The following is a 13,116-nucleotide window of genomic DNA, read 5'->3' as shown; positions in this document are numbered from 1 at the left end:
TGTAATTTGTGTAATTATTTTCAGCACCCTCTTTTTTAATTGTTTTTGAAATTTCGTCAACAGTTTTTGCCAAAGTTTTTTTAAACTTTTCTTTTAGCATTAAGTCAAATTCTACGTGTATTAGTAAGTTTTTTAAATTTTCTAGGCTTAGAGTGTTTAATTCTTTGTCTATTATTTGTAAATAGTTATCTAGTTGCTCTTGAATACTTAGTGTTGTGTGATAAAGGAATGTTCTAATTATATCTTCGTCAGGACTACCTTTAAGTGTTTCAAGAATTTTTTTTAATTTATCTATTTCTTCTTTTTCGTAATTTAAAGATGCTTGAATTATTCTTTCTATTTGTAGTTTTTGAGTTTCTTGAACTTTTTCGCTTAATAAAGTAAATTTAGTGCTTGTAGCTTTTTCAAAGTTTTCTTTGGCTTCTTCGTTTTTTCCATAAGATGCAGGGTAGATCTCAAGAGCATCTGCTAAATTGTCCTTATTAGGGTTTTTAAGGTTTTTGGCAATTCCGTTATCTTCTTCATTTTTTTGAGTTTTTAGTTTATTGCCAAATTCTTTTAGTTTTGCGATTACATCTTCTTTTGGAGATTTTTGATTTAAAGAATTAAGGTCTCCAGATGCATTTTCAGAATTTTTTTCAAAATTTTTTTCAGAATTTTCTATGTCTTCTTTTGCATTGGTGTAGCCGTTTACCTTTGTATCAAGTGGATTAACAGCACATGAGATGCAAATTAAAGTCAGTATTGCTGCAATGATGCTAAGCTTGATTGTGTTTAGGTTAGTTGTTATCAAAGTAATCTCCTTACAAATTAGAATTAATATTAATTAATTCTAATATAAAATAATAATATAACTATATTGCAACAATTGCCAAATAACAACATTATTATTTAATAATTAGAGATTAAATTTATTGTTGTTTTTAGTTTGGATTTATTTGGATTTGGATTGCAAGCCTAAAAAAAAAAGAGAAGAATTAACTTCTCTTTTTTAAAACTTCAAGTGCAATATATTATTTTTTTAGATTGGTTTGTTTTTAATTTGGTTGTAATTTTTTTGTTTAAATTGAGCACCTTTGACAGAATAATCAAATACTTTGTAAGTTTCAGTTATGTGTCCTATTATGTAATTTGTGTAATTATTTTCAGCACCCTCTTTTTTAATTGTTTTTGAAATTTCGTCAACAGTTTTTGCCAAAGTTTTTTTAAACTTTTCTTTTAGCATTAAGTCAAATTCTGCGTGTATTAGCAAGTTTTTTAAATTTTTTAGGCTTAGAGTGTTTAATTCTTTGTCTATTATTTGCAAATAGTTATCTAGTTGCTCTTGAATACTTAGTGTTGTGTGATAAAGAAATATTCTAATTATATCTTTGTTACTTTCACTATCTTTAAGCTTTTCAAGAATTTCTTTTAATTTATCTATTTCTTCTTTTTTGTAATTTAAAGATGCTTGAATTATTCTTTCTATTTGTAGTTTTTGAGTTTCTTGAACTTTTTCGCTTAATAAAGTAAATTTAGTGCTTGTAGCTTTTTCAAAGTTTTCTTTGGTTTCTTCGTTTTTTCCATAAGATGCAGGGTAGATCTCAAGAGCATCTGCTAAATTAGGGTTTTTAAGGTTTTTGGCCATTCCGCTATCTTCTTCATTTTTTTGAGTTTTTAGTTTATTGCCAAATTCTTTTAATTTTGCGATTACATCTTTTCGCTCTTCTTGATTTTCAGAAGCAAAGTTCCCAGATTCATTTTCAAAATTTCCGGTGTCTTCTTTTGAATTTGTGTGGTCGTTTACTTTTGTGTCAATTGGATTAGTAGCGCATGAAATGCAAATTAAAGCCAATATTGCCGCAATGGCATTAAGCTTAATTATATCTAGTTTGGATTTTGTCAAAACACTCTCCTTATAAATTAAAACTAATATTTATTAATTCTAATACAAAATAATAATATAACTATATTGCAACAATTGTCAAATAATAATATTCTTATCTAAATATTAAATAAGAATATTGTTATTTTTAGTTTGGATTTACTTGGATTTGGATTATGAGCCTAAAAAAAAAAGAGAAGAATTAACTTCTCTTTTTTTCTTGGAAAAAATTTCAAGTGCAATAATATTATTTTTCTTTAAATTATTGCTTTTAATTCATTTAATTTTTTTTGTTTAGATTCAGCATTTTTGACAGAATAATCAAATATTTGGTAATTTTCAATTATGTGCCCTACTACGTAATTTGTTTTTATAGTTTTTTCAAAATTTTCAATTTGTTCCTTGCTAAGACCATATTCTTTGCTTTTTTCTGCAAAGTATTTATTTTGAATTTCTTGGTAAACCTCGTTAACAGTTTTTTCCAAAGTTTTTTTAAACTTTTCTTTTAGCAGTAAGTCAAACTCTACGTGTATTAGTAGTTCTTGTAATTCTTTTTCGCTTAGATTGTTTAATTTATCTTTTTTTATTAATTCTAAATGGTTGTCTAGTTGTTCTTGAATGTTTAGTGTTGTCATATAAAGGAATCTTATAGCTATATCTTTGTGATCCTCTCTATCTTTAAGTGTTTCAAGAATTTCTTTCAAATTATTTATTTTATCTTTATCGTAATTTAAAGATGAGTAAATTATTCTTTTTATTTGCATTTTTACATTTGTTTTAGTTTTTTCAGTTGCTGTATTAAAAAAAAAGGGCTTGATTTCGCTGGCAAGAGTATCTATTAAATCAGATTCTTTAATTTCAGCTATTTTTGCAATTTCTTGATTTTTTTGAGTTTCCAGTTTCTTGCCAAGTGCTTCTAATTTTGAAACTATGGTTTCTTCTTGAGATTTCTGCTTTAAAGACTCCGGATTTCCAGATTTTTCTACGTTTTCTTTTATATCGGTTCGGCTGTTCACTTTTGGATCAATTGGATTAACAGCACATGAAATGCAAATTAAGGTTAATATTGTTGCAATGATATTAAGTTTGATTTTATTTAGTTTATTTTTTGTCAAAATAATCTCCTTATACATATTTATAAGTTAAAATTAATGTTTGTTGATTTTAATACAAAATAATATAACCGTATTGCAGGATTTGCTTAATAACAATATTATTATTTAATATTAAAAATTAAATTTCTATTTTATATTTTTAAGTTTCTTTCAATATTTTAACCTCCTTTAATTCGTAACACCCACCACACATACACCACTAATTAGTAGTGTATGTGGTCACAACAGGTTTTTAGCGGTGTTTCAATATTGTTTAAAATTTGAATACTTTTATCTGAGTTTAATTCATATTCGTGTCTAATCCTTATTACTTCTCCTAGAATTTTTCCATCAGATCTGCATCCCCCCGTATTTTTGTCATATTCGTCAATAATGTTGTCTACGGTTTTTATCCATGAATTTCTCTCTTGTATTAGTTTTTCAAAATTTTCTTGAATCTCTTTTATTGTTTTTGTTCTAAAATTGAATATTAGGCGTCTTTGCTCATTTTTAGTTAAAAGATTAACGGCATTTTCAAATGCTTCTTGGATTTTAAATCCTGTCCAAAAAATTAAACCAATAAGTCTGTAATGGTCGCCATTTGAGCTTGATGTTTGTGCTAGTATTGTTGCTAATTTTTTGATTTTATTTTCATCATAATTTAAAGATGAGTAAAATAATCTTCTAAGCCTGTTGTCTTTTAACATGAAATCAATATTCATGTCTTTTTTTTCTGGGAATGTGGTTTTGTTTACTCTAAATTGATCAGTAGGTTCGATTTTTTGAATATCTGTGTTTATTTTTTGAGTAAACATTTCGATATTTGGTCCTATTTTGTTAATTAGTTTTTCATTCTCATCAAATTCTTGTGCAATTTTTTTAATTATTTCTTCTTTTTCATTTTTCAAGAACTGGCTTTGTTGTAAGTTTTGAATATTTTTTTTAATTCCAGAATTTTTAACTTCAATAGGGTTTGGTTGTAATTCGCTTGTTGCTTCTGTGTTGTTTGATTTAGAATAAAGAGAGCATGAGAATAGTAAAGTTATTTGAAACAGTTTCAATATTTTCCAAATTGTGTTTTTTTTCAAAACGTAATTCCTTTAAAAAAATTAATCATTAGTTTTATTTGGCAAGTTCAATATTTTTGATTTCTAATATAGAAATGTATTTCAATTTCTTTAATTTTCAATGTTTGTTTTATCTATTTAAAATATGATTTAATAAATTAATTATTTAAAATATTTCGTTTGGTTTTTTTAATTTGTTAGCATATCAATGTAATTAGCATTGATGTTAATGCTATGCTTGCTAAGGTGTATTAATTTTAAAAATTTTTGCCAGTAGTCTTGTTTTTGTTTATGATTGAGTTATACTTTTCATGTGTTATTTTATAATAATAAATCTGACTATTATGAAATAACACCGTTCTCCCCATTTTAATATAAATTCTGAGTGTTTAATATTTATTAAAAGCCTTTGGTTTTCAAAGCTATTCTTAATTAAAAAAGTTAATTATATGTTTTTATACAAATATGTATTGATTCTAATTTAGTTATGTTTTAAAATATTAAAAATAAATGTTTAAATAAGGAGAATTAACAATGACTAAAATATTTAGTAATTTAATAATTAACGGATTATTGTTTGGATTTGTAAATTTAAATGTGTTTGCAGATTCTAACAATGCAAATATTATCAAGTCTCAATCCGATGTTTTAGAACAACCAGATCAAAAAGATGATAAAAAATTAGATCAAAAAGATGATAAAAAATCATATCAAAAAGATGACAAAAAATTAGATCAAAAAGATCAGGTTAATCAAGCTCTAGATACTATTAACAAGGTAACCGCAGATGTTTCTAGTAAGTTAGAGGGAGTTAGAGAATCATCTCTTGAGTTGGTAGAATCAAATGATGCGGGGGTAGTTAAAAAGTTTGTAGGTTCAATGTCTTTAATATCAGATGTTGCTAAAGGAGCTGTTGTTGCATCAGAAGAAGCAACGATTGTGGCAAAGTGTTCAGGAATGGTTGCTGAGGATGCAAACAAGGTTGTTGAAATGTCTAAAAAGGCTGTTCAAGAAACCCAAAAAGCTGTTTCTGTTGCTAGTGAAGCAACATTTTTAATAGAGAAGCAAATAATGTTAAATAAATCCCCAAATAATAAGGAATTGGAATTAACAAAAGAAGAGTTTGCTAAAGTAGAGCAAGTTAAAGAAACTTTAATGGCTTCTGAAAGGGCTTTAGATGAAACAGTTCAAGAGGCTCAAAAAGTTCTCAATATGGTTAATGGTTTAAATCCATCAAATAAGGATCAAGCAGCAGCAAAAAAAGATGTTGCAAAGGCTATTTCTAATGTTGTTAAGGTAGCCCAAGGCGCAAGAGATCTTACAAAAGTAATGACCATTTCTTTATATATGAGGTAGTTAGATATACAGATTTATATAAATGATTAGAGGTTAAAGCAAAAAGGTTTGAAGCTAATTATATTAGTTTCTACCTTTTTTTATTTTGCTAAAAGGTCAATATTAATCTCCCTATTAAGGCTGTTCTTATGATATAATGTTTTCGTTCTGAATATTTACATTTTGAATATTTACTTGAATATTTATATTCTTAACTAATGAATTTACCTTAAGTAGGAGTATCAATTTTTGAATAAAGAATATAAAATTTTGGATAATGGGTTTTTAAAGCTTATTGATTTTATGGGAGATGATAGGAGAATAGTTAAGGCCGCAAGGATTTCTTATCGAGGAGAGAGTGTTAAAAGAAAAGATGAGGAACTTATTGACTATTTAATAAGAAATGGGCACACAAGTCCATTGGAGCAAGTGGTTTTTACATTTCATGTTAAAGCCCCAATATTTATTGCAAGGCAATGGATGAGACATAGAACTGCAAGGATTAATGAAGTTTCTGGATGCTACAGTTTGGCAAGAGAGGAATTTTATGTTCCTTTAGAAGAAGATCTAAAGTGTCAAATTTCTAGTAATAGATCCAAAAGTGAGTTTAATTCTTTGGGAAAATTATCAGACAAAATAAAACAGCATCAAAAATATTCTTATGAGCTTTATCAAGATATGGTCAATTCTAATATTCCAAAAGAACTCTCAAGAATAGTTTTGCCCTTAAGTTTATATACTGAATGGTATTGGCAAATTGATTTAAATAATCTTTTTCATTTTATTAAATTGCGATTAGCTTTAAACAGTCCAAAAGAAATTAAAGAGAATTCGCCAAAAGAAATGCGCGAATATGCTAAGGCATTGATAAGTATAGTAAGAGAAATTGTGCCGATAGCTTTTAGCAGTTTTGAAAATCATTTTTTAAGAGGAAAGAGATTTTCTCGTGAAGAGATAATGGCAATTGTTAATGCTTTGGATTTAAATAAGCTTAGCATGGTGGATCCTGAAAAATTGGACTTATTGAAAGATAAGCTAGGAATTGATTGATTTTTAGCGTTTATTATTAGTTATTGAATTTTATATTTATGGCCAAAAATTAATTTTTTAGCATAAAGTGTAATTTTTAAAAGACAGTTTGAATTATAAATTAAATATTATAATAAGAGTTTATTAGTATACTAATAAACTCTTATTATAATAAGAGTTTATTAGTATACTAATAAACTCTTATTATAATATTTAATTTATAATTCAAACTGTCTTTTAAAAATTACACTTTATGCTAAAAAATTAATTTTTGGCCATAAATATAAAATTCAATAACTAATAATAAACGCTAAAAATCAATCAATTCCTAGCTTATCTTTCAATAAGTCCAATTTTTCAGGATCCACCATGCTAAGCTTATTTAAATCCAAAGCATTAACAATTGCCATTATCTCTTCACGAGAAAATCTCTTTCCTCTTAAAAAATGATTTTCAAAACTGCTAAAAGCTATCGGCACAATTTCTCTTACTATACTTATCAATGCCTTAGCATATTCGCGCATTTCTTTTGGCGAATTCTCTTTAATTTCTTTTGGACTGTTTAAAGCTAATCGCAATTTAATAAAATGAAAAAGATTATTTAAATCAATTTGCCAATACCATTCAGTATATAAACTTAAGGGCAAAACTATTCTTGAGAGTTCTTTTGGAATATTAGAATTGACCATATCTTGATAAAGCTCATAAGAATATTTTTGATGCTGTTTTATTTTGTCTGATAATTTTCCCAAAGAATTAAACTCACTTTTGGATCTATTACTAGAAATTTGACACTTTAGATCTTCTTCTAAAGGAACATAAAATTCCTCTCTTGCCAAACTGTAGCATCCAGAAACTTCATTAATCCTTGCAGTTCTATGTCTCATCCATTGCCTTGCAATAAATATTGGGGCTTTAACATGAAATGTAAAAACCACTTGCTCCAATGGACTTGTGTGCCCATTTCTTATTAAATAGTCAATAAGTTCCTCATCTTTTCTTTTAACACTCTCTCCTCGATAAGAAATCCTTGCGGCCTTAACTATTCTCCTATCATCTCCCATAAAATCAATAAGCTTTAAAAACCCATTATCCAAAATTTTATATTCTTTATTCAAAAATTGATACTCCTACTTAAGGTAAATTCATTAGTTAAGAATATAAATATTCAAGTAAATATTCAAAATGTAAATATTCAGAACGAAAACATTATATCATAAGAACAGCCTTAATAGGGAGATTAATATTGACCTTTTAGCAAAATAAAAAAAGGTAGAAACTAATATAATTAGCTTCAAACCTTTTTGCTTTAACCTCTAATCATTTATATAAATCTGTATATCTAACTACCTCATATATAAAGAAATGGTCATTACTTTTGTAAGATCTCTTGCGCCTTGGGCTACCTTAACAACATTAGAAATAGCCTTTGCAACATCTTTTTTTGCTGCTGCTTGATCCTTATTTGATGGATTTAAACCATTAACCATATTGAGAACTTTTTGAGCCTCTTGAACTGTTTCATCTAAAGCCCTTTCAGAAGCCATTAAAGTTTCTTTAACTTGCTCTACTTTAGCAAACTCTTCTTTTGTTAATTCCAATTCCTTATTATTTGGGGATTTATTTAACATTATTTGCTTCTCTATTAAAAATGTTGCTTCACTAGCAACAGAAACAGCTTTTTGGGTTTCTTGAACAGCCTTTTTAGACATTTCAACAACCTTGTTTGCATCCTCAGCAACCATTCCTGAACACTTTGCCACAATCGTTGCTTCTTCTGATGCAACAACAGCTCCTTTAGCAACATCTGATATTAAAGACATTGAACCTACAAACTTTTTAACTACCCCCGCATCATTTGATTCTACCAACTCAAGAGATGATTCTCTAACTCCCTCTAACTTACTAGAAACATCTGCGGTTACCTTGTTAATAGTATCTAGAGCTTGATTAACCTGATCTTTTTGATCTAATTTTTTGTCATCTTTTTGATATGATTTTTTATCATCTTTTTGATCTAATTTTTTATCATCTTTTTGATCTGGTTGTTCTAAAACATCGGATTGAGACTTGATAATATTTGCATTGTTAGAATCTGCAAACACATTTAAATTTACAAATCCAAACAATAATCCGTTAATTATTAAATTACTAAATATTTTAGTCATTGTTAATTCTCCTTATTTAAACATTTATTTTTAATATTTTAAAACATAACTAAATTAGAATCAATACATATTTGTATAAAAACATATAATTAACTTTTTTAATTAAGAATAGCTTTGAAAACCAAAGGCTTTTAATAAATATTAAACACTCAGAATTTATATTAAAATGGGGAGAACGGTGTTATTTCATAATAGTCAGATTTATTATTATAAAATAACACATGAAAAGTATAACTCAATCATAAACAAAAACAAGACTACTGGCAAAAATTTTTAAAATTAATACACCTTAGCAAGCATAGCATTAACATCAATGCTAATTACATTGATATGCTAACAAATTAAAAAAACCAAACGAAATATTTTAAATAATTAATTTATTAAATCATATTTTAAATAGATAAAACAAACATTGAAAATTAAAGAAATTGAAATACATTTCTATATTAGAAATCAAAAATATTGAACTTGCCAAATAAAACTAATGATTAATTTTTTTAAAGGAATTACGTTTTGAAAAAAAACACAATTTGGAAAATATTGAAACTGTTTCAAATAACTTTACTATTCTCATGCTCTCTTTATTCTAAATCAAACAACACAGAAGCAACAAGCGAATTACAACCAAACCCTATTGAAGTTAAAAATTCTGGAATTAAAAAAAATATTCAAAACTTACAACAAAGCCAGTTCTTGAAAAATGAAAAAGAAGAAATAATTAAAAAAATTGCACAAGAATTTGATGAGAATGAAAAACTAATTAACAAAATAGGACCAAATATCGAAATGTTTACTCAAAAAATAAACACAGATATTCAAAAAATCGAACCTACTGATCAATTTAGAGTAAACAAAACCACATTCCCAGAAAAAAAAGACATGAATATTGATTTCATGTTAAAAGACAACAGGCTTAGAAGATTATTTTACTCATCTTTAAATTATGATGAAAATAAAATCAAAAAATTAGCAACAATACTAGCACAAACATCAAGCTCAAATGGCGACCATTACAGACTTATTGGTTTAATTTTTTGGACAGGATTTAAAATCCAAGAAGCATTTGAAAATGCCGTTAATCTTTTAACTAAAAATGAGCAAAGACGCCTAATATTCAATTTTAGAACAAAAACAATAAAAGAGATTCAAGAAAATTTTGAAAAACTAATACAAGAGAGAAATTCATGGATAAAAACCGTAGACAACATTATTGACGAATATGACAAAAATACGGGGGGATGCAGATCTGATGGAAAAATTCTAGGAGAAGTAATAAGGATTAGACACGAATATGAATTAAACTCAGATAAAAGTATTCAAATTTTAAACAATATTGAAACACCGCTAAAAACCTGTTGTGACCACATACACTACTAATTAGTGGTGTATGTGTGGTGGGTGTTACGAATTAAAGGAGGTTAAAATATTGAAAGAAACTTAAAAATATAAAATAGAAATTTAATTTTTAATATTAAATAATAATATTGTTATTAAGCAAATCCTGCAATACGGTTATATTATTTTGTATTAAAATCAACAAACATTAATTTTAACTTATAAATATGTATAAGGAGATTATTTTGACAAAAAATAAACTAAATAAAATCAAACTTAATATCATTGCAACAATATTAACCTTAATTTGCATTTCATGTGCTGTTAATCCAATTGATCCAAAAGTGAACAGCCGAACCGATATAAAAGAAAACGTAGAAAAATCTGGAAATCCGGAGTCTTTAAAGCAGAAATCTCAAGAAGAAACCATAGTTTCAAAATTAGAAGCACTTGGCAAGAAACTGGAAACTCAAAAAAATCAAGAAATTGCAAAAATAGCTGAAATTAAAGAATCTGATTTAATAGATACTCTTGCCAGCGAAATCAAGCCCTTTTTTTTTAATACAGCAACTGAAAAAACTAAAACAAATGTAAAAATGCAAATAAAAAGAATAATTTACTCATCTTTAAATTACGATAAAGATAAAATAAATAATTTGAAAGAAATTCTTGAAACACTTAAAGATAGAGAGGATCACAAAGATATAGCTATAAGATTCCTTTATATGACAACACTAAACATTCAAGAACAACTAGACAACCATTTAGAATTAATAAAAAAAGATAAATTAAACAATCTAAGCGAAAAAGAATTACAAGAACTACTAATACACGTAGAGTTTGACTTACTGCTAAAAGAAAAGTTTAAAAAAACTTTGGAAAAAACTGTTAACGAGGTTTACCAAGAAATTCAAAATAAATACTTTGCAGAAAAAAGCAAAGAATATGGTCTTAGCAAGGAACAAATTGAAAATTTTGAAAAAACTATAAAAACAAATTACGTAGTAGGGCACATAATTGAAAATTACCAAATATTTGATTATTCTGTCAAAAATGCTGAATCTAAACAAAAAAAATTAAATGAATTAAAAGCAATAATTTAAAGAAAAATAATATTATTGCACTTGAAATTTTTTCCAAGAAAAAAAGAGAAGTTAATTCTTCTCTTTTTTTTTTAGGCTCATAATCCAAATCCAAGTAAATCCAAACTAAAAATAACAATATTCTTATTTAATATTTAGATAAGAATATTATTATTTGACAATTGTTGCAATATAGTTATATTATTATTTTGTATTAGAATTAATAAATATTAGTTTTAATTTATAAGGAGAGTGTTTTGACAAAATCCAAACTAGATATAATTAAGCTTAATGCCATTGCGGCAATATTGGCTTTAATTTGCATTTCATGCGCTACTAATCCAATTGACACAAAAGTAAACGACCACACAAATTCAAAAGAAGACACCGGAAATTTTGAAAATGAATCTGGGAACTTTGCTTCTGAAAATCAAGAAGAGCGAAAAGATGTAATCGCAAAATTAAAAGAATTTGGCAATAAACTAAAAACTCAAAAAAATGAAGAAGATAGCGGAATGGCCAAAAACCTTAAAAACCCTAATTTAGCAGATGCTCTTGAGATCTACCCTGCATCTTATGGAAAAAACGAAGAAACCAAAGAAAACTTTGAAAAAGCTACAAGCACTAAATTTACTTTATTAAGCGAAAAAGTTCAAGAAACTCAAAAACTACAAATAGAAAGAATAATTCAAGCATCTTTAAATTACAAAAAAGAAGAAATAGATAAATTAAAAGAAATTCTTGAAAAGCTTAAAGATAGTGAAAGTAACAAAGATATAATTAGAATATTTCTTTATCACACAACACTAAGTATTCAAGAGCAACTAGATAACTATTTGCAAATAATAGACAAAGAATTAAACACTCTAAGCCTAAAAAATTTAAAAAACTTGCTAATACACGCAGAATTTGACTTAATGCTAAAAGAAAAGTTTAAAAAAACTTTGGCAAAAACTGTTGACGAAATTTCAAAAACAATTAAAAAAGAGGGTGCTGAAAATAATTACACAAATTACATAATAGGACACATAACTGAAACTTACAAAGTATTTGATTATTCTGTCAAAGGTGCTCAATTTAAACAAAAAAATTACAACCAAATTAAAAACAAACCAATCTAAAAAAATAATATATTGCACTTGAAGTTTTAAAAAAGAGAAGTTAATTCTTCTCTTTTTTTTTTAGGCTTGCAATCCAAATCCAAATAAATCCAAACTAAAAACAACAATAAATTTAATCTCTAATTATTAAATAATAATGTTGTTATTTGGCAATTGTTGCAATATAGTTATATTATTATTTTATATTAGAATTAATTAATATTAATTCTAATTTGTAAGGAGATTACTTTGATAACAACTAACCTAAACACAATCAAGCTTAGCATCATTGCAGCAATACTGACTTTAATTTGCATCTCATGTGCTGTTAATCCACTTGATACAAAGGTAAACGGCTACACCAATGCAAAAGAAGACATAGAAAATTCTGAAAAAAATTTTGAAAAAAATTCTGAAAATGCATCTGGAGACCTTAATTCTTTAAATCAAAAATCTCCAAAAGAAGATGTAATCGCAAAACTAAAAGAATTTGGCAATAAACTAAAAACTCAAAAAAATGAAGAAGATAACGGAATTGCCAAAAACCTTAAAAACCCTAATAAGGACAATTTAGCAGATGCTCTTGAGATCTACCCTGCATCTTATGGAAAAAACGAAGAAGCCAAAGAAAACTTTGAAAAAGCTACAAGCACTAAATTTACTTTATTAAGCGAAAAAGTTCAAGAAACTCAAAAACTACAAATAGAAAGAATAATTCAAGCATCTTTAAATTACGAAAAAGAAGAAATAGATAAATTAAAAAAAATTCTTGAAACACTTAAAGGTAGTCCTGACGAAGATATAATTAGAACATTCCTTTATCACACAACACTAAGTATTCAAGAGCAACTAGATAACTATTTACAAATAATAGACAAAGAATTAAACACTCTAAGCCTAGAAAATTTAAAAAACTTACTAATACACGTAGAATTTGACTTAATGCTAAAAGAAAAGTTTAAAAAAACTTTGGCAAAAACTGTTGACGAAATTTCAAAAACAATTAAAAAAGAGGGTGCTGAAAATAATTACACAAATTACA

At 26.5% G+C, this 13,116-nt stretch carries 12 protein-coding genes; 6 read left to right on the top strand and 6 right to left on the bottom strand.

The window, feature by feature from the left end; translation table 11 throughout:
- From HNQ06_RS05185 to HNQ06_RS05200, 4 genes are all read right to left on the bottom strand, one after another.
- On the bottom strand, positions 1-793 hold a 793-nt coding region (locus tag HNQ06_RS05185), incomplete at its 3' end, for a complement regulator-acquiring protein (RefSeq protein ID WP_184107898.1).
- A 228-nt stretch (positions 794-1,021) separates the two neighbouring features.
- Complete coding sequence (locus HNQ06_RS05190; RefSeq protein WP_184107900.1) at positions 1,022-1,885, bottom strand: complement regulator-acquiring protein; 864 nt, start codon at positions 1,883-1,885, stop codon at positions 1,022-1,024.
- Positions 1,886-2,121: 236 nt separating this feature from the next.
- On the bottom strand, positions 2,122-2,979 hold the full coding sequence (locus tag HNQ06_RS05195) for a complement regulator-acquiring protein (RefSeq protein ID WP_246343402.1): 858 nt from the start codon (positions 2,977-2,979) through the stop codon (positions 2,122-2,124).
- A 203-nt stretch (positions 2,980-3,182) separates the two neighbouring features.
- Complete coding sequence (locus tag HNQ06_RS05200; protein WP_184107905.1) at positions 3,183-4,046, bottom strand: complement regulator-acquiring protein; 864 nt, start codon at positions 4,044-4,046, stop codon at positions 3,183-3,185.
- Positions 4,047-4,559: 513 nt separating this feature from the next.
- On the opposite strand from HNQ06_RS05200, the gene HNQ06_RS05205 reads away from it, so the two are divergent.
- Both HNQ06_RS05205 and thyX (HNQ06_RS05210) read left to right on the top strand, forming a co-directional pair.
- Entirely contained in the window at positions 4,560-5,381 is an 822-nt protein-coding gene (locus HNQ06_RS05205; protein ID WP_184107908.1) for an OMS28 family porin, read from the top strand.
- Between the two features lie 228 nt (positions 5,382-5,609).
- On the top strand, positions 5,610-6,410 hold the full coding sequence (gene thyX / locus HNQ06_RS05210; RefSeq protein WP_184107910.1) for an FAD-dependent thymidylate synthase: 801 nt from the start codon (positions 5,610-5,612) through the stop codon (positions 6,408-6,410).
- 296 nt (positions 6,411-6,706) lie between these two features.
- On the opposite strand, the gene thyX (HNQ06_RS05215) is transcribed toward thyX (HNQ06_RS05210), so the two are convergent.
- Both thyX (HNQ06_RS05215) and HNQ06_RS05220 read right to left on the bottom strand, forming a co-directional pair.
- Positions 6,707-7,507, bottom strand: a complete 801-nt coding sequence (gene thyX / locus HNQ06_RS05215; protein WP_184107910.1) for an FAD-dependent thymidylate synthase — start codon at positions 7,505-7,507, stop codon at positions 6,707-6,709.
- 228 nt (positions 7,508-7,735) lie between these two features.
- Positions 7,736-8,557: an OMS28 family porin gene (locus tag HNQ06_RS05220; RefSeq protein WP_184107908.1), complete on the bottom strand. Its 822-nt coding sequence runs from the start codon at positions 8,555-8,557 to the stop codon at positions 7,736-7,738.
- Between the two features lie 513 nt (positions 8,558-9,070).
- On the opposite strand from HNQ06_RS05220, the gene HNQ06_RS05225 reads away from it, so the two are divergent.
- From HNQ06_RS05225 to HNQ06_RS05240, 4 genes are all read left to right on the top strand, one after another.
- Positions 9,071-9,934, top strand: coding sequence for a complement regulator-acquiring protein (locus HNQ06_RS05225; protein ID WP_184107905.1), 864 nt, complete (start codon positions 9,071-9,073; stop codon positions 9,932-9,934).
- 203 nt (positions 9,935-10,137) lie between these two features.
- Positions 10,138-10,995, top strand: a complete 858-nt coding sequence (locus tag HNQ06_RS05230) for a complement regulator-acquiring protein (protein ID WP_246343402.1) — start codon at positions 10,138-10,140, stop codon at positions 10,993-10,995.
- A 236-nt stretch (positions 10,996-11,231) separates the two neighbouring features.
- A complete protein-coding gene (locus HNQ06_RS05235) occupies positions 11,232-12,095 on the top strand; it encodes a complement regulator-acquiring protein (RefSeq protein ID WP_184107900.1) in 864 nt (287 codons plus the stop codon).
- Positions 12,096-12,323: 228 nt separating this feature from the next.
- The coding region (locus HNQ06_RS05240; protein WP_184107898.1) for a complement regulator-acquiring protein at positions 12,324-13,116 on the top strand (793 nt) is incomplete at its 3' end.

This window comes from Borreliella lanei (assembly GCF_014205895.1).
In the GTDB taxonomy this organism is placed as follows: Bacteria; Spirochaetota; Spirochaetia; order Borreliales; family Borreliaceae; genus Borreliella; species Borreliella lanei.
This window is presented reverse-complemented; position numbering and strand designations above follow the sequence as displayed.